The organism is Microbacterium sp. cx-59 (genome assembly GCF_020805625.1).
In the GTDB taxonomy this organism is placed as follows: domain Bacteria; phylum Actinomycetota; class Actinomycetes; order Actinomycetales; family Microbacteriaceae; genus Microbacterium.
This window is the reverse complement of the sequence record NZ_JAJHGO010000001.1, coordinates 265020-281099: the sequence shown is the minus strand read 5'-3', so window position 1 is coordinate 281099 and position 16080 is coordinate 265020. Positions and strand designations below refer to the sequence as shown.

Sequence of the window (16080 nt, the reverse complement as noted above, 5' to 3'; positions counted from 1 at the left end):
TCGCATGGAGATTCATGCGGTGTCAACTTTGCCATGCATCTTGACGAGAATTCATGCAGTGGTGCAGACTCTCCACCTGTGGATGATGATTACGCGCAGCGGCTCTCCGACGCCCTTGTCTCAGAGATCAAGGCGGAGATGGGTCGACGCGACCTCTCTTCCCGGGGGCTCGGCCGCCTGATCGGGAAGTCCTCGCAGTACATGTCCGACCGTCTCGACGGCGGCAACTCGAAGACGGGCAAGCGGGTCATCATCAACGTCGCTGACCTCTTCGCGATCGCGAGCGCGCTCGGGCTCGATCCCACGACCCTCACGCTGCGCGCCCAGACCGAAGCGGCAGAGCCGAACAACGTCGTGCGCGGCCGCTTCGGTGTCGCACCCCTCGTCGAAGATGACCTGGACGCCGTAGCCCGCCTCACCGACCCGGAGCCCACCGACGAGCAATGACGACCACGATCGACGAGTACCTCGAGGATCTCGCTGCACAGGCTGGCATCCGCATCGAGTACGCACATCTCCGCCACAGCCGCGACGGCGAGTCGTACACCGACCGCAAGCTGATCCGGCTTCGCCCGGGGATGGCCGCACGACTACACCGCTGCGTTCTCGCGCACGAGCTCGCCCACCACGCCTTCGGCGACGTGCCATCCCACTTTGGCCCCGTGCACTCGAAGCAAGAGCGGCGAGCCGATGAATGGGCGGCGCTGCGCCTCATCTCCCCCGCTGACTACCGGCACGTCGAGGAACTGCACTCCGGTCACCTCGGGGCGATGGCGCTCGAGCTGGGCGTGATGCGTTCGATCGTCGAGGCGTTCCAGGCTGTCCTGCTCCGCCTCGGCGACACGGTCTACGTGCGACCGAAGATGGGCGCCGGTAACTGGGCGCACCGCGAGGACGTGGCCTGATGGGTGCCGCGCAGCTGCCCCGCCTCGCTGCGCAGCCAGCCCCCCGTCGCGGTCTCGCGCTCGTCCGCGTCTCCAAGGAACGCGACGGGATGACCTCGCCCGAGGTGCAGCGGCACGCGATCGATTCGTTCGCCGCTTCGCAGGGCATCACGATCGTCGACACCGTCGAAGGGCTCGACGAGTCCGGGTCGCGCGCGAAGTCGGCCTGGTGGCCGCGACTTGACCAGGCGATCGCCCGCATGGAGTCCGGCGAGATCAACACCATCGTCGTCTGGAAGTTCTCGCGCACAGCGCGCAACCGACTCAAGTGGGCGATCGCGCTCGACCGCGTCGACACCCTCGGCGGCGTTATCCTCTCCGCGACCGAGCCGATCGAATCGTCGACGGCATCCGGAAAGTTCGCCCGCGGCATGCTCGGCGAGATGAATGCCTACCAGGCCGACCTCATCGGCGAGACCTGGCGAGAGACTCACGCGCGCCGGGTCCGTGCCGGGATGCCCGCAAACGGCAAGCCCCGATTCGGCTACACCTACACGCGCGAAATCGGCTTCACCCCCGACGCCATCACAGCGCCCGTGCTGCAAGAGGCGTATCGCCGGTACATCGCTGGCGAATCGGTCTACTCCCTCGTTGCCTGGATGAACGACGGCCCCACGCGCCCCGTCTCGGGATACGGGCGACAGGTCGACGGCCTTTGGTCCGACCGCACGCTGCGCCGCGTCATGGACTCCGGCTTCGCAGCCGGATTCATCTCGTCCCGGGGCGAGCTCCACCCGGGCGTGCACGAGCCGCTCATCGGTCCCGACGAGTGGGAGGCCTACCTCGAGGCCCGCGGCCGCCGTCGCAATTACCGACGCACAGAGCGCTCCGAGTACCTGCTGTCAGGGCTCGTCTGGTGCGCCTGCGGCTCGAAGATGCACGCCGGCCAGTTCGGTCACGCGCGCAAGCCGAAGTACCGGTGCAAGGACGCCCACGAGAAGCGCACCCACGAAGGCGGCTACGTCTCGGAGTCCGTGCTGGAGGATGCCGTACGGGCGTGGCTGGTCGAGCGCGAGAAGCGTCTCCGCGCCGAGGTCGAGCGAGGGATCCGGGAGCTGCCGAAGCGCATCACGACCGACCCCCGTGCAGAGCTCGAACAGCGCCTGCGTCGTATCGAGGGGAAGCAGGATCAGCTCGCCGAGCAGCGGCTCGAGGCGGGGATCCCGCAAGCGACCTACGAACGTCTGCGGGACCGGTACGTCGCCGAGCACACGGCGATCGTGAACGACCTCCGTGCGCTGCGAGTGCGGGAGGGGGCACCCATCCGGGTGCTGCCAATCCTCCTCGAACGATGGGAAGACCTCGAAATCCCTGAGAAGCGCGAGATGCTGCGCGCCGTCATCGAGCGGATCACCGCCACCCCTGAGCGCCCGATATCGAGAGTCGAGATCCGCGGCCGCGACGACGGGTGAGATCAGGCACCATTCATGAGCGTGATCAGTACCCAACCGGGCACGTCACCACGCTCGTCGTCGTAGAGCGCACCCCATGCCGAACGCCGCAGCTCACGGCGGGGCGCCATCGCCTCCTTCAGTCGTTTCCACATTGCGGTCTCCTTCTCTCTCAGTCGTTCACGAATGTCCCGATTGCGCACGGGGATCACAGTCCGAGCCGCAGCATGAAGACGCCCGGGAAGACGGCGATCAGCACGCTGAGCGGAAGGATCAGGAAGACGAGGGGAATGAGCATGTAGATCTCCTTCCGCCCCGCCTTCTCGATCAGCAGTCGCTTCGCGTCCTCGCGCGCATCGGTCGCCTGCGCCTGCAGAACGTGGGCCAACGGCGCTCCACGATCGATCGCGGCCACGATCTGGTCGATGCTGCGGGTCACCGGCGGACTGTCGAGGTGCCGTGACACCTGGGACAGCGAATCGGTGAGCGACGCACCCGTGCCGACCGCGACCACGGCAGCGCGGAACTCCGCGACGATTTCGCCCGACCCGATCGCCGCGACTCGGCGGATCGCGTCGTACGCTCCCTCGCCCGCCGCGAGACACAGCGCGAGGAACTCGAGGATCGTCGGCAACTCCTCGGCGGCCCGCGCCGCGCGCGCTTTCGCCGCGCGACTGAGCCGGAGATCGTATCCCACGACCCCCGCGGCGGCCGCGATCGGTGGGATGAGCGCCACCGCGGGTGTCGCGGTGCGCGTCGCGATCAAGACCACGACGAGCGCCGCCCCGGCGATCAACGCCGCCACACCCCACCCGAGTTGGCGCGCGCGGAACATCGCCGCATCCATCGTCCACCCTGCACGGCGAAGTCGCGCGGTCACCGCATCCGCCCCGCCGAACCGTCCCGTCAGACGAGTGATCATCTCGCCGCTCGACGCACGGCCCGGTGCCGCGAGCGGCGTGAGCCCGCGCGGGTCGGCGATATCGCGCAGGTACGGACCGACGCGTCGCGCCAGCGACGGCGCGCTCCAGCGAGGCGTCGCCCAGAGGATCAGCGCGATCCCGACACCGAATGCGCCGCCGAGAACGATCGCCAGAGCGGCCTGCGTGGTCACCAGCGTCATCATCCGAACCACCTCCGCGGCTCGGGCAGGCGGCCCACCCGCAGCATGAGCTGGAACGCGGCAGCGGACACGGCCGCGCCGACGACGATCAGCACCACACCCTCAGGGCTGCTGTACGCGCGGGAACCCTCCGGCCGAAGCGCCAGCAGCACGAGGATCACCCACGGTGCGATGACACCGAGCACCGCGGCACCGCGCACCCACGACTGACGCGCCTCCACCTCGGCGCGCACGGCCGCATCGGCGCGAACGGCGCTGGAGAGCGAGCGCAGCACGGGCACGAGCTCGCTTCCGCCGACCTGGCGCGCCATCCGGAGCGTCTCGAGGATCCGGTCGGCGACCGCATCCGACAGCGTCGCCTTCAGCCGATCGAGACTCGCGTCGAAGTGGCCGGATGCGGCAATGTCTCGCGCGAACGCGGCGAACGCCGGGCGGAGCGCCGCCGGGGCCGAACTCTGCAGCGACGCGACCGCATCCGGCAACGCGAGCCCCGCCCGCACCGATGCGACGAGCAGATCGCACACGTCGGGCCACAGCGCCCGGTGGGCCTTCCTGAGCCTACGGTTGCGCCCGCGGAGCCAGAGCGACGGAGCGACCGCGCCCAGCAGAGCGGCGAGCGCAGCGAACGCCGGAACCTGCGTCGGCAGCCACGCGACCGCCGCAGCGAAGAGCGCCGCGGCGACGGATGCGGCCGCCAGCGCACCAGAACTCAGGTGCGCGAATCCGGCCTCCGCCAGAAGCCGCGCGGCTCTCCCCTCTCGCGCACCGGGCGCCGGCGCGGTGCGCACCGGCCAGAACCTCGGCGCGAGCATCAGCAGGATGCCGGCGCCGAGGAGCGCTCCGAGCAGAACCGTCATCGATCCCACCGGTACACGAGGCGACTCTCGACGACCCCGTCGATCACCCGCCCGGTCACTTCCGCGACCTCCACGACGCGGCGTCGCCCCGTCGCATCCTGTGCGCAATGCACGACGAGGTGGACGCTCGAGGCGATCGCGGGCACGACGAAACCGCTGTCGATGTTGCGGCCTGCGAGGAGAGGTAGAGCGGCGAGCTTCACAAGCGCGTCACGGGCAGAGTTGGCGTGGATCGTTGCGGCACCCGGCACACCGGTGTTGAGCGCGAGCACCAGATCCAGCGCTTCCGCGTCGCGCACCTCGCCGATGATGAGGCGGTCGGGCCGCATCCGCAGTGCTTCTTTCACGAGGCGGCGGAGGGTGACCTCACCCGTTCCCTCGAGGCTCGGCTGACGCCCCTGCAACGCGACGATGTCGTGGGCGTCGACGGCGAGCTCGAACGTCTCCTCGACCGTGATGATGCGCTGTTGCGGCGCGCACTCCGCGATGAGTGCGGCCAGCATGGTCGTCTTACCCGCGTGCGTCGCACCGGATACCAGGATGCTGCGTCCCGCCCGCATCGCCTCGCTGAGCCGCTGCGCGATCGCCGGCGGAAGCGTGCCGACCTCGACCAGCTGGCGCAGGCGCCGGTAGGTCGGCAGGAACTTGCGGATGTTCACCGCCCACGAGCGCCTCGTGATCCCGCCGATCACGACGTGCAGACGGCTGCCGTCGGGCAACGACGCGTCCACGAAGGGCTGGCTCAGGTCGACGCGGCGCCCGGTCGCGTGCAGCATCCGCTCGACGAGGTCGTGGACGGCGGACTCGGTCAGCACCAGCGGCACCTGCTCGGAACGCCCTCCCCGCGCGATGAAGATGCGGTCGGGCGCGTTGATCCAGACTTCCTCGACGGTCGGGTCGTCGAGATAGGGCTGCAGCGGACCATAGCCCGCGACCGTCGCGAGCACCTCGCGGACGCACGCGTCCTCGTCGTCGATCGTCTCGACTCCCCGCGCCAGTGCCGCATCGTTGTGTCGACGTACCTCGGCCCGCGCGAATCGCTCTCCCGCCTCACGATCACGGGTCGGATCGATCCCGTCGGCGCGGAGACGCTCCCGCACCCGCTCGGCCACCTGGGCGGGCGGGGCCACGCGAGCGGCGGCGACGGTCGAAGACATGCCCAGAATCCTTGCAAGATCCCCCGATGAGCACCGAAGTTATCCACAGCCCAAGCGTCGAGGGCTCGCGAGTCGTCGGATTCGACGCCCCGGCGCCGCCACATCAGCCACAGCCGTGCACAACAACCCCACCGGTCCGACGACTGCGGAGTCGCTCGCCGCCGCCGGCGCCTCGAGGGCACACCCCCGCTCACCGAACGCCCTGCCGGGTCGACCGCGAGTCGCCTGCCCGATCAGCCGCGGAGTCGTCGGATTCGACGCTCCGGCGCCGCCTCATCAGCCACAGCCGTGCACAACAACCCCACCGGTCCGACGACTCCGGATCCACCCCGCCTCCGCCCGCCACATTTCCGCCCGCCACACCTCCGGCCGCCCCAGCTCCGCCCGCCCCAGCTCCGTCCGTCCGTCCGCCCGCTCGCCCGCCCGCCACGGCACCGCTCCCAGGAAACCCCAAGCGACCCGGGCGTCTGCTCAGCGGCAGCGTCATCCGCGCTGGCTAGACTGATCGCACCCGCGGGAGTGGTGAAATTGGCAGACACGCAGGATTTAGGTTCCTGTGCCTTCGGGCGTGTGGGTTCAAGTCCCACCTTCCGCACGGGGATGCCGCGTCAGCGCCGCACCCTGCTCCGCCGACCACCCATCTGACGGGAACGCAGTGCACTCCATCGGTCTCATCCCCTGGCTCGACCCGACGACCCTCATCGAGGCCGCCGGCCCCTGGGCGCTCGTGGCCGTCGGGTTCATCGTGTTCGCCGAGACGGGCCTGCTCGTCGGATTCCTCCTTCCGGGCGACACCCTGCTGATCATCTCGGGCCTTTTGTCGCACTCCACCGCCACCGCCCCGAACGGCATCTTCGGCGTGAACGTCTGGGTCGTGGCGCTCGTCATCGGGCTCGCAGCGTTCGTCGGAGGAGAGGTCGGATACCTCATCGGGCACAAAGCGGGCCCGGCGATCTTCGAACGCAAGCAGTCGGGGCTTTTCAGCACCAAGAACGTCGAACGCACCAACGCCTTCTTCGAGCGGTTCGGCGGCGTCACGGTCATCCTCGCCCGGTTCGTGCCCGTCGTCCGCACCTTCGCGCCCGTCGCCGCCGGTGTCGGCCACATGCCCTGGCGCAAGTACTCGCTGTACAACCTGATCGGCGCGCTCATTTGGGGCGTCGGACTCACCCTCATCGGCTACCTCATCGGCTACATCCCCTGGGTCGCCGATATCGTCACCAACTACATCGATGTCATTCTCCTGGGCGTCGTCGCAATCACGGCCGCCGTCACGATCTGGCACTACTTCCGCGAGCGCTCGAAGGTCAAGAAGGAGATCGCCGAGGGCCAGGCCCCGGTCACCGAGGGCGAGACTCCCGTCGTCTGACGGGTATCGCTCACGACGCCTTCGCGTCCGCCTTCTTCTTCGCCGCGGGCTTCTTCTTCGACGCGGATGCGGCGGACGAGGCGGATGCGGCAGACTCGTCGTCGTCGCCCTTCGCCGCGCGGCTGCGCTCGACGCTCGCGCGCAGCGCCTCCATCAGGTCGATGACCTCGCCGCTCGACTCTTCGGCATCCGACTCACCGAAGGTCTCGGCCGTGTCGAGGCTCTCGCCCTTCTCGAGCTTCGCGTCGATGAGCGTACGCAGCTCCTCCTGGTAATCGTCGCGGAACGCCGCCGGATCGAAGTCGGCCGAGAAGCTGTCGACTAGAGCGGCCGAAAGCTGCATCTCCTTGTCGGAGATCTTGACCGACTCGTCCAGCGACGGGAACGCTGCCTCGCGCACCTCGTCAGCCCACAGCAGCGTCTGCAGCACAAGTACCTCTCCGCGCACGCGCAGGGCAGCGAGTCGGGTCTTCTGCCGCAGTGAGAACTGCACGATCGCGGTGCGATCGGTCTGCTCCAGCGTCTGCCGCAGCAGCACGTAGGCCTTCGGTGACGTCGAGTCCGGCTCGAGGTAGTACGCCTTGTCGAACGTGATCGGGTCGACCTGGTCGCTCGGCACGAACTCGACGACCGTGATCTCGCGCGACTTCTCCGACGGCAGCGACGCGAGGTCGTCCTTCGTCAGCACGACCGTGCGCTCGCCGTCGTCGTATGCGCGATCGATGTCGCTGTAGGCCACCACCTCGCCGCAGATCTCGCACGTGCGCTGGTACCGGATGCGGCCGCCATCCTTGTGGTGCACCTGATGCAGCGACACGTCATGATCCTCGGTCGCCGAGTACACCTTGATCGGCACGTTCACCAGTCCGAACGTGACCGCGCCCTTCCAGATCGACCTCATACCCGTAGTTAAGCGGGGATCCGCACCCCACCGGTAGGGCTTGCGAGTGCGGATGCGGGTGGCGCCGGCATCCGCATCCGCACCCTCCCGACCGCGAGACGGGATCTTCGCGCCGAGACCGTGGGGTAACCCCGCTGTCTCGGCGCCCCGATCCCGTCTCGCGGAACAAGGCAGGCCGCGGCAAGCGGCGGGGGAATCCGAGAGCGCGCGGCACAATGGGCGCATGGCGACGCAGGAGCAGACCGTGACGATCGAGGGTCGCCGTCTGCGCCTCAGCCGGCTCGACAAGGTGCTCTACCCCGCGACCGGCACAACCAAAGCCGAGGTCATCGACTACTACGCGCGCATCGCGCCGCTCATCCTCCCGCATCTCGACGGTCGGCCGGTCACCCGAAAGCGCTGGCCGGACGGCGTCGGCGACGCGGATGCTGCCGAGCCGATCTCGTTCTTCGCGAAAGACCTCGAGCGCGGCACCCCGGACTGGATCCCGCGCACCGGCATCACTCACTCAACCGGGCTGAAGCACTATCCGCTGGTGAGCGATGTACCCACGCTCGTCTGGCTGGCTCAGACGGCGAGCCTCGAACTGCACACGCCGCAGTGGCGGTTCACGGCCGACGATGAACCCGGCGCCCCCGATCGGCTGGTGCTCGATCTCGATCCCGGGCCTGGGGTCGGCCTTCGCGAGTGCGCCGAGGTCGCCCGGCTGGCGCGCCGCATCCTCGACGACATCGGCCTCGCACCGCTCCCCGTCACGAGCGGGAGCAAGGGCATCCACCTCTACGCCGCACTCCCCCCGGGCCACACGAGCGAGCAGGCGTCCGCGCTGGCGAAGGAGCTCGGGCGATCGCTCGAGGCCGATCATCCCGACCTCGTCGTCAGCACCATGTCGAAGTCCGCCCGTCCCGGACGGGTGTTCGTGGACTGGAGCCAGAACAACGGCAAGAAGACCACGGTCGCGCCGTACTCGCTGCGCGGACGCGCCCGACCGATGGTCGCCGTTCCCCGCACGTGGGACGAACTCGACGACCCCGACCTCGCGCACCTCGACATGGCCGCGGTGCTCGAGCGCGCTGGCACCCTCGGTGACCCGCTCGCCGCCCTCGGGTTCCGTGACGGCCAGCGCGCCGGCGAACGCGCTCCGCTGCGCACCTACCTCGCGAAGCGTTCCGCCGATCGCACGCCGGAACCCGTGCCGGACCACCCGCGGGCCGAGGGCAGCCTGCCGATCGGAGATCCGCGCTTCGTCATCCAGGAGCATCACGCCCGCCGACTGCACTACGACCTGCGCCTCGAACGCGACGGCGTGTTCGTCAGCTGGGCCGTGCCGAAGGGCGTTCCCGAGGCGACCGACCGCAATCACCTCGCCGTCATGACCGAAGATCATCCGCTGTCGTACGGCACGTTCGAGGGCACGATCCCCGCCGGTGAGTACGGCGCGGGCACCGTCGAGATCTGGGACGCCGGCACCTACGAGCTCGAGAAGTGGCGCGACGACGAGGTCATCTTCACGCTCATCGGCCGCGAGTCCGGCCCCCTCGGCCGCGCTCGCCTCGCCCTGATCCGCACCGACGGCAGCGGCGAGAAGTCCACGTGGTTGCTGCACCGGATGAAAACGGACGCGGCCGCCGCCGCCCCTCTCGTTCCCACCCGCGAGGCTCCCGCATCCACCACGCCCGCATCCGTCGCTCCCCCCTGGCCGGACGCGCTCTCCCCCGGTCGCCTGCGGCCGATGCTCGCCGAGAACGGTTCCCCGGCGGCAGCCCGCAGCAGTGCCGGCCGATGGTCGTCCGAGTGGGCCGAGATCAAGTGGGACGGTATCCGGGCGCTCGCGTTCTGGGATGGCACGCGGATGCGGATGCGCGCGCGGAGCGGCACCGACATCACCGATCGCTACCCCGAGATCACCGGAGCCGCCGCGATCCTCGGGCCGCATCCCGTGGTCCTGGACGGCGAGGTCGTCGCGTTCGATGCCGGCGGCCGCCCGAGCTTCACCCTGCTGCAGAACCGAATGCACCTGACGAAAGCGGCGGAGATCCGCGCGCAGGTTGCCGCGACCCCGGTGCGCTTCCACGTCTTCGATCTGCTCGCCGAGGGCGGCGAGGACCTAACCGGACGCCCCCTGAGGGAGCGCCGCGGACGCCTCGACGCGCTCCTCGCGGAGGGCGACCCTGTCCTCACCGCGCCGCCCGCGTTCGACGATGTGGATGCCGCGCTCGCAGCGAGCGCGGCGTTTCATCTCGAGGGAATCGTCGTCAAGAACCCCGACGGACGTTATCGACCGGGTGAGCGCAGCGCGGACTGGATCAAGGTCAAGCACGTCCGCACGCAGGAGGTCGTGATCGGTGGCGTGCGTCCGGGCCACGGCGGCCGGAGCGGCAGCATCGGGTCGCTGCTGATGGGCATTCCGACGCCGGAGGGTCTGCACTACGTAGGCCGGGTCGGCTCCGGCTTCAGCGAGCGCCTACTCGCCACACTCGCCGAACGGTTGGCGGCGCTTCGCACCGACGACACGTCCTTCATCGACGTTCCGGATGCGGACGCCGCCGACGCGTGGTGGGTGCGTCCGGAACTCGTGGGCGAAGTGGCCTACGCCGAAGTCACTCCCGACGGCCGGCTGCGCCACGCGCGCTGGCGCGGGGTGCGATCGGACAAGTCAGCGAACGACGTGCACGACGAATCCTGAGCGATCCGCTCAGGCGTGCGCGTCGTGCTCGACGTGCCCCGCCGGCTCGAGCTGGAACGTCGAATGCTCGACGTCGAAGTGCGACGCCAGGCAGCCCTGCAGCTCTGTCAGGATGCCGTCCGCGCGCCCCGACGCGTAGCATCCGGCGTCCACCTCGACGTGCGCGGAGAAGACAGGGGCGCCTCGGGTCAACTGCCAGACGTGCACGTCGTGCACACCGACGACCCCCGTGGTGCCCAGGATGTGCTCGCGGATCTCGCGCACCTGCATCCCCGCGGGCGTCGCCTCGCTCAGGACGGACGCCACCTCGCGCAACAGCCCGATCGCGCGCGGAACGATCATCGCGGCGATGAGCAGCGACGCGATCGCATCCGCCGGCAGCCATCCCGTCACCAGGATGATGACGGCGGCAATGATGACGGCGACCGACCCGAGCAGGTCGCCGAGCACCTCCAGGTACGCGCCGCGCACATTGATGCTCGTGCGCTGCGCGGCGCTCAGAAGCCACATTGCGATCGCGTTCGCGATGAGCCCGATGGCGGCGACCGCGAGCATGAGGCCTCCGGCCACCTCCGCCTCCCCGGGGTTCAGAAGGCGGGTGATCGCCTCGAATGCGACCCAGAGCGACAGACCGATCAGGATGATGCCGTTGATGAGCGCACCGAAGACTTCGGCCCGCTGATACCCGAACGTGCGCCGATCGTTCGCCGGACGGGCAGCGACGGTACTCGCGATCAGTGCCACGATCAGCGCCGCCACATCCGTGAACATGTGGGCGGCGTCGGCGAGCAACGCGAGCGAACCCGACAGCACCGCCCCGACCACCTGCACGACGAATACGACCGAGGTGATGCCCAGAGAGATCGCGAGCAGCCGGCGATTGCCGGCGCCGCGAACCCCGCCAGGAACCGGTGCGTGATCGTGCATACGACCAGGCTACGGTCGCGGGCCCGCCCCACGGGGAACCTCCCGCAATCGGGAACGATGCTGAGAACCACTCTCTCCCGCGCACCGTCCGAGCGCCGGGTCACGACGGGGCGCGAACCTCGCGTCAGCCGCCCGCCTCGCGATCCGCCCGCGCACGCCGCACGATGGCGCGGATGACGTCGGTCTTCGCTTCGGCGTAGTCGTTCATGTCGTCCCACGGCCTCGCGAGCAGCTCTCGCTTCGTGCGCTCGTAGAGCGCCCGTTCGCCCGCATCCGAACGCAGACGATCGCGGAGGAGCAGGTAGTCGTCGATGGCGAGCGCCCCTCGCGGGTAGATGTGCACGTGCACGTCGCGCCCCGGGGTGCGGACGAGACGATGCCCCGGTTCGCGCACGCGCAGCTCGTAGCCCGCGGCGAGAAGCGGGAGAAGGAAGGAGCCCTCATCGGTGATGTCGGGCACCGCGACGACGATGTCGACGATCGGCTTCGCCGATAGTCCTGGCACGGAGGTGGAACCGATGTGCTCGATGTCGACGTCGGATGCGGCGAGCGCCTCGCTGATCCGATCGTGATGCGTCCGGAAATACGCGGCCCACGCCGGATCATACGGATGCAGAGCGACGGTGATCGCTTCCGGCCCGCCCACGAGCTCCACGCCGGTGACGTCGGGTCGGGCCGGGCGGCCATGATCGTTCACCGGCTCATTCTCTCAGGGCCACCCGCCGCGCACGCCTCGGGCTCAGAGCTGCGCGAGCAGCGGGCCCAGTGCCTCGAATGCGCGGGCGCGATGCGAAGCCGCGTTCTTCTCCGCCGCCGACCACTCACCGACGGTGCGCTCCGCATCCGTCGGCTGACCATCGGGGATGAAGATCGGGTCGTAGCCGAAGCCACCGGGCCCGGCGGACGACAGCGCGAGTCGTCCGGGCCAAACCCCCTCGACGACGTGCTCGTCCGCGCCGGGAACGACGAGCGCGATCGTCGACACGAACTGCGCCGAGCGATGCGGGTCGGCGACATCCGACAGCTGATCGAGCAGCAGGTCGAGGTTCGCGGCCGCATCCTTCTTGTGTCCCGCCCAGTAGGCCGAGAAGACCCCGGGAGAACCACCCAGCACGTCGACGCAGATACCCGAATCGTCGGCGAGGGCCGGGAGCCCGGTGTGCGCGGCTGCCGCGCGGGCCTTGATGAGTGCATTCGCCGCGAACGTGACGCCGTCCTCGACCGGCTCGGGGCCGTCGTATCCGACGACCTCGAGGTCGGGGCGCGTCGCCCGCACGATCGCCTGGAACTCCTCGACCTTGTGCGGGTTGTGCGTCGCGAGCACGATCCGCGCGCTCATCAGTCGGACTCGGCGAGCGCGGCGGTCTGCAGGTCGCGGAGGTCGGCGCAGCCGTTGACACCGAGTTCCAGCAACGCATCGAGCTCGCGCTTGTCGAACGGCGCGCCCTCGGCCGTGCCCTGCACCTCGACGAACAGACCGCGGCCGGTGACGACGACGTTCATGTCGGTCTCTGCGCGCACGTCCTCGACGTAGGCGAGGTCGAGCATGGGCTCGCCGTCGATGATGCCCACGGAAACCGCCGCGACCGAGTCGAGCAGCACGTTCGACTTCTGGCCGATGAACTTCTTCTTGCGACCCCATTCGATGGCGTCGGCGAGGGCCACGTACGCCCCGGTGATCGCGGCGGTGCGAGTGCCCCCATCCGCCTGCAGCACGTCGCAGTCGATGACGATCGTGTTCTCGCCCAGCGCCTTCGTGTCGACGACCGCCCGCAGCGCCCGCCCGATGAGGCGCGAGATCTCGTGCGTCCGGCCGCCGATCTTGCCCTTCACGCTCTCGCGGTCGTTGCGGCTGTTGGTCGCGCGCGGCAGCATCGCGTACTCCGCCGTCACCCACCCCTTGCCCTTACCGGTGAGCCAGCGCGGCACGCCGTTCGTGAACGAGGCGGTGCACAGCACCTTCGTGCCGCCGAACGAGATCAGCGCCGACCCCTCCGCCTGGGCGCTCCATCCGCGCTCGATCGTGATCGGGCGAAGCTGGTCGACGGTGCGGCCGTCGGTGCGGATGATGTCGGTCATTTCTCTCCTCCAGGAGCGAGCGTGTCCCACTTTTGGTCGGTATGCGGTGGCCGAAGCGGCAAAAAGTGGGACATGAAGCGGAATTTTTGGGACATGGTTCGGCCGGGGATTCGGTCGGGTGCGGGGTGGGGCATCAGCAGGGCCATCGGCAGCGTGCGGCGGGCCGTCAGCGGGGCAGATCGATCGCGCCGGTCTGCACCAGCTGAACGGCGCTGACCTCGCGCCCCATCAGTCGGTGCGCGAGACGGATGAAGTCATCCGCCGACGAGCCGGTGGCCTCGTAGACGTGGCGGGCGACCGCATCCGGGCGCGCCAGCAAGTCGCGCGACACGAGCTGCCGGTAGACGTCCTTCGCGGTCTCGGAATCGCTCGAAACGAGACTGACGCCCTGGCCCATCACGTAGCTGATCGCTCCCTCGAGGAACGGGTAGTGGGTGCACCCGAGCACGAGCGTGTCGACGCCGGCGTGCCGGAGCGGCGCGAGGTACTCCTCCGCGACGCCCAGGACCTCCGGGGTATCAGTCACTCCCGCTTCGACGAAATCGACGAACCGCGGGCAGGCCTCGGCAAACACCGTCAGGTTCGGGTTCACCTCGAGCATGTCCTGATACGCCCGGGACCCGATCGTTCCGGATGTGCCGATCACACCGATCCGGCCGTTTCGCGTCGTCGAGATCGCGGTACGCACCGCGGGACCGATCACCTCGACCACCGGCACGTCGTAGCGCTCGCGCGCGTCGCGCAACATGGCGGCGGATGCGGTGTTGCACGCGATCACGAGCATCTTCACGCCCTGTTCGACCAGGGTGTCGAGGATCTCGAGCGAGTAGCGGCGCACGTCCGCGATCGGCTTCGGACCGTACGGAGATCGCGCGGTATCGCCGATGTAGACCAGCGATTCGCGGGGCAGCAACTGAGAGATGGCCCGGGCGACCGTGAGCCCGCCGACCCCGGAGTCGAAGATCCCGATCGGCGCGTCGTCCACGAGAACCCACCCTACCCGCGCTCGGTAGAGTGACCGGCATGCCCGCCTCTACGGCTCTGCTGACAGACCGCTACGAACTGACCATGCTCGAGGCCGCTCTCCGTGACGGCACCGCGACCCGGAGATGCGTGTTCGAACTCTTCGGGCGCCGCCTGCCCGGCGGCCGCCGGTTCGGCGTCCTCGCCGGCACCGGCCGCCTGCTCGGAATGCTCGAGGACTTCCGGTTCGGCGACGACGAACTGCGCTACCTCCGTGACCACGGGATCGTGGATGCGGCCAGCCTCGCGTACCTCGAGTCCTTCCGGTTCACCGGCTCGATCACCGGCTACCGAGAGGGCGAGCTGTACTTCCCGGGGTCGCCGGTGCTCACCGTCGAGGGCACGTTCATCGAGGCGGTCGTCCTCGAGACCCTCGCCCTCAGCGTGCTGAACCACGACTCCGCCGTCGCGACCGCGGCCGCGCGAATGTCGATCGCCGCGGGTGATCGCCCGCTCGCCGAGATGGGATCGCGGCGAGCCTCGGAGCACTCGGCCGTCGCTGCGGCCCGCGCCGCCTACATCGCCGGCTTCGATGCGACCAGCAACCTGGAGGCCGGTCGCGTGTGGGACGTCCCGACGATGGGCACCGCTGCGCACGCGTGGACGCTCCTGCACGACAGCGAGGAAGAAGCGTTCCGATCGCAGATCGCCGCCCAGGGCCTCGGCACGACGCTGCTGGTCGACACCTACGACATCCGCCGCGGCGTCGAGACGGCGATCCGCGTCGCCGGCCCGGGGCTCGGCGGCGTGCGGATCGACTCCGGCGACCTTCCCGTCGTCGCCGCGGAGGTGCGCGCACTCCTCGACGGACTGGGCGCGACGGGCACCCGCATCACCGTCACGAGCGATCTCGACGAGTACGCGATCGCCGCGCTGGCGGCCTCACCGGTCGACGCGTACGGCGTCGGCACGTCGGTCGTCACCGGATCCGGCTCACCGACCGCCGGGATGGTCTACAAGCTCGTGGCACGTCAGGGCGCCGACGGCGGGTGGGTTGCGGTCGCGAAAGCGTCTGCCGAGAAGGCCTCCACCGGGGGGCGCAAAGCCGCTTTCCGCCGCCTCGTCGGTGGCGTCGCGACGGAGGAGACCATCGTCGTGGCCGACGGTTTCGAGCCCATGGAGACTGCGGCGCAGCATCCGGATGCCCGGCCACTGCAGGTGACGTTCGTGCAGGGCGGCGAGATCGACACGGAGTTCACGGGGCCGGCCGGAGTTCGCGCAGCTCGGACGCATCATCGCGTCGCACGGGCCGAATTACCGGTCCAGGCGCAGGGGCTCAGCCGCTCGGACCCCGCGATCCCCACCGTCTTCGTGTGAGAACCGGTCAGAACTGCAGGGACTCGTAGATCTCTTTGCACTCCGGGCAGATCGGGAACTTCTCCGGATCGCGGCCCGGGGTCCACTTCTTGCCGCAGAGGGCGCGCACGGGCTTGCCGCTCAGCGCCGACTCGAGGATCTTCTCTTTCTTCACGTAATGCGAGAAGCGCTCGTGATCGCCGGGTTCGATACTCTCCTCGCGGATGAGCTCTTCGAGCTCGCGGTCGAGAGTGGCGATTCCGCCCTGGTCGGGGCTGTCGAGAGGCGTGCTCATGGTCTGCCAGTGTAGCCCGAGCCGAGTACCGA

At 69.3% G+C, this 16080-nt stretch carries 17 protein-coding genes and 1 tRNA gene; 7 read left to right on the top strand and 11 right to left on the bottom strand.

The genetic code is table 11. The features are described 5' to 3' along the window. Nucleotides 1–78 precede the first annotated feature (78 nt). From LMI96_RS01230 to LMI96_RS01220, 3 genes are read left to right on the top strand one after another with little or no spacing between them, the layout of a single operon-like run. The gene (locus LMI96_RS01230) at nucleotides 79–447 is read left to right on the top strand and encodes a hypothetical protein (protein ID WP_228360185.1); all 369 of its coding nucleotides are present in this window, start codon (nucleotides 79–81) and stop codon (nucleotides 445–447) included. Continuing rightward, a complete protein-coding gene (locus LMI96_RS01225; protein WP_228360184.1) occupies nucleotides 444–905 on the top strand; it encodes an ImmA/IrrE family metallo-endopeptidase in 462 nt (153 codons plus the stop codon). Before LMI96_RS01230 ends, LMI96_RS01225 begins: the two co-directional genes overlap by 4 nt. Continuing rightward, a complete protein-coding gene (locus LMI96_RS01220; protein ID WP_228360183.1) occupies nucleotides 905–2356 on the top strand; it encodes a recombinase family protein in 1452 nt (483 codons plus the stop codon). Before LMI96_RS01225 ends, LMI96_RS01220 begins: the two co-directional genes overlap by 1 nt. A 2-nt stretch (nucleotides 2357–2358) precedes the next feature. Here LMI96_RS01220 and LMI96_RS16000 read toward each other — a convergent pair whose 3' ends face one another. From LMI96_RS16000 to LMI96_RS01205, 4 genes are read right to left on the bottom strand one after another with little or no spacing between them, the layout of a single operon-like run. Beyond that, nucleotides 2359–2490, bottom strand: a complete 132-nt coding sequence (locus LMI96_RS16000; RefSeq protein WP_267059100.1) for a hypothetical protein — start codon at nucleotides 2488–2490, stop codon at nucleotides 2359–2361. Between the two features lie 53 nt (nucleotides 2491–2543). Beyond that, entirely contained in the window at nucleotides 2544–3461 is a 918-nt protein-coding gene (locus tag LMI96_RS01215) for a type II secretion system F family protein (RefSeq protein ID WP_228360182.1), read from the bottom strand. Beyond that, entirely contained in the window at nucleotides 3458–4315 is an 858-nt protein-coding gene (locus LMI96_RS01210; protein WP_228360181.1) for a type II secretion system F family protein, read from the bottom strand. Before LMI96_RS01210 ends, LMI96_RS01215 begins: the two co-directional genes overlap by 4 nt. After that, nucleotides 4312–5472 (bottom strand): CpaF family protein, encoded by a 1161-nt coding sequence (locus LMI96_RS01205; protein ID WP_223720809.1) that lies wholly within the window; start codon nucleotides 5470–5472, stop codon nucleotides 4312–4314. The genes LMI96_RS01210 and LMI96_RS01205 overlap by 4 nt, the downstream gene beginning before the upstream one ends. Before the next feature lie 513 nt (nucleotides 5473–5985). Between LMI96_RS01205 and LMI96_RS01200 the strand changes: the two genes are divergently transcribed. Next, a tRNA-Leu gene (locus LMI96_RS01200) sits at nucleotides 5986–6067 on the top strand. 60 nt (nucleotides 6068–6127) lie between these two features. After that, nucleotides 6128–6841, top strand: coding sequence for a DedA family protein (locus LMI96_RS01195; protein WP_228360180.1), 714 nt, complete (start codon nucleotides 6128–6130; stop codon nucleotides 6839–6841). Nucleotides 6842–6851: 10 nt separating this feature from the next. On the opposite strand, the gene LMI96_RS01190 is transcribed toward LMI96_RS01195, so the two are convergent. Then, entirely contained in the window at nucleotides 6852–7742 is an 891-nt protein-coding gene (locus LMI96_RS01190; RefSeq protein WP_228360179.1) for a Ku protein, read from the bottom strand. A gap of 223 nt (nucleotides 7743–7965) precedes the next feature. On the opposite strand from LMI96_RS01190, the gene LMI96_RS01185 reads away from it, so the two are divergent. Then, complete coding sequence (locus tag LMI96_RS01185; protein ID WP_228360178.1) at nucleotides 7966–10428, top strand: ATP-dependent DNA ligase; 2463 nt, start codon at nucleotides 7966–7968, stop codon at nucleotides 10426–10428. A gap of 9 nt (nucleotides 10429–10437) precedes the next feature. Here the strand turns inward: LMI96_RS01185 and LMI96_RS01180 are convergent, their stop codons facing one another. The 5 genes from LMI96_RS01180 to murI form a co-directional block, all read right to left on the bottom strand. Continuing rightward, nucleotides 10438–11355, bottom strand: a complete 918-nt coding sequence (locus LMI96_RS01180) for a cation diffusion facilitator family transporter (protein WP_228360177.1) — start codon at nucleotides 11353–11355, stop codon at nucleotides 10438–10440. Nucleotides 11356–11479: 124 nt separating this feature from the next. Then, nucleotides 11480–12052 (bottom strand): GrpB family protein, encoded by a 573-nt coding sequence (locus LMI96_RS01175; protein WP_228360176.1) that lies wholly within the window; start codon nucleotides 12050–12052, stop codon nucleotides 11480–11482. 42 nt (nucleotides 12053–12094) lie between these two features. Beyond that, on the bottom strand, nucleotides 12095–12694 hold the full coding sequence (gene rdgB, locus LMI96_RS01170; protein WP_223720779.1) for an RdgB/HAM1 family non-canonical purine NTP pyrophosphatase: 600 nt from the start codon (nucleotides 12692–12694) through the stop codon (nucleotides 12095–12097). Next, the gene (gene rph, locus LMI96_RS01165) at nucleotides 12694–13434 is read right to left on the bottom strand and encodes a ribonuclease PH (protein ID WP_263317276.1); all 741 of its coding nucleotides are present in this window, start codon (nucleotides 13432–13434) and stop codon (nucleotides 12694–12696) included. The genes rdgB and rph overlap by 1 nt, the downstream gene beginning before the upstream one ends. A gap of 166 nt (nucleotides 13435–13600) precedes the next feature. Further along, nucleotides 13601–14419 (bottom strand): glutamate racemase, encoded by an 819-nt coding sequence (gene murI / locus LMI96_RS01160; RefSeq protein WP_223720778.1) that lies wholly within the window; start codon nucleotides 14417–14419, stop codon nucleotides 13601–13603. Nucleotides 14420–14457: 38 nt separating this feature from the next. Here murI and LMI96_RS01155 point away from each other — a divergent pair, with 38 nt between their 5' ends. Further along, nucleotides 14458–15774, top strand: coding sequence for a nicotinate phosphoribosyltransferase (locus LMI96_RS01155; RefSeq protein ID WP_223720777.1), 1317 nt, complete (start codon nucleotides 14458–14460; stop codon nucleotides 15772–15774). Nucleotides 15775–15781: 7 nt separating this feature from the next. Here LMI96_RS01155 and LMI96_RS01150 read toward each other — a convergent pair whose 3' ends face one another. Beyond that, nucleotides 15782–16048: a DUF3039 domain-containing protein gene (locus LMI96_RS01150; RefSeq protein WP_223720776.1), complete on the bottom strand. Its 267-nt coding sequence runs from the start codon at nucleotides 16046–16048 to the stop codon at nucleotides 15782–15784. Between the last annotated feature and the right edge of the window lie 32 nt (nucleotides 16049–16080).

Excerpts from the sequence above, each read along its gene's own strand:
- LMI96_RS01190 (WP_228360179.1), bottom strand. The coding sequence starts at position 7,742 with ATGAGGTCGATCTGGAAGGGCGCGGTCACGTTCGGACTGGTGAACGTG.
- rdgB (WP_223720779.1), bottom strand. The coding sequence starts at position 12,694 with ATGAGCGCGCGGATCGTGCTCGCGACGCACAACCCGCACAAGGTCGAG.
- LMI96_RS01155 (WP_223720777.1), top strand. The coding sequence starts at position 14,458 with ATGCCCGCCTCTACGGCTCTGCTGACAGACCGCTACGAACTGACCATG.
- LMI96_RS01150 (WP_223720776.1), bottom strand. The coding sequence starts at position 16,048 with ATGAGCACGCCTCTCGACAGCCCCGACCAGGGCGGAATCGCCACTCTC.
- rph (WP_263317276.1), bottom strand. The coding sequence starts at position 13,434 with ATGACCGACATCATCCGCACCGACGGCCGCACCGTCGACCAGCTTCGC.
- LMI96_RS01185 (WP_228360178.1), top strand. The coding sequence starts at position 7,966 with ATGGCGACGCAGGAGCAGACCGTGACGATCGAGGGTCGCCGTCTGCGC.
- LMI96_RS01205 (WP_223720809.1), bottom strand. The coding sequence starts at position 5,472 with ATGTCTTCGACCGTCGCCGCCGCTCGCGTGGCCCCGCCCGCCCAGGTG.
- LMI96_RS01215 (WP_228360182.1), bottom strand. The coding sequence starts at position 3,461 with ATGATGACGCTGGTGACCACGCAGGCCGCTCTGGCGATCGTTCTCGGC.
- LMI96_RS01210 (WP_228360181.1), bottom strand. The coding sequence starts at position 4,315 with ATGACGGTTCTGCTCGGAGCGCTCCTCGGCGCCGGCATCCTGCTGATG.
- LMI96_RS16000 (WP_267059100.1), bottom strand. The coding sequence starts at position 2,490 with ATGTGGAAACGACTGAAGGAGGCGATGGCGCCCCGCCGTGAGCTGCGG.
- LMI96_RS01220 (WP_228360183.1), top strand. The coding sequence starts at position 905 with ATGGGTGCCGCGCAGCTGCCCCGCCTCGCTGCGCAGCCAGCCCCCCGT.
- LMI96_RS01180 (WP_228360177.1), bottom strand. The coding sequence starts at position 11,355 with ATGCACGATCACGCACCGGTTCCTGGCGGGGTTCGCGGCGCCGGCAAT.
- LMI96_RS01225 (WP_228360184.1), top strand. The coding sequence starts at position 444 with ATGACGACCACGATCGACGAGTACCTCGAGGATCTCGCTGCACAGGCT.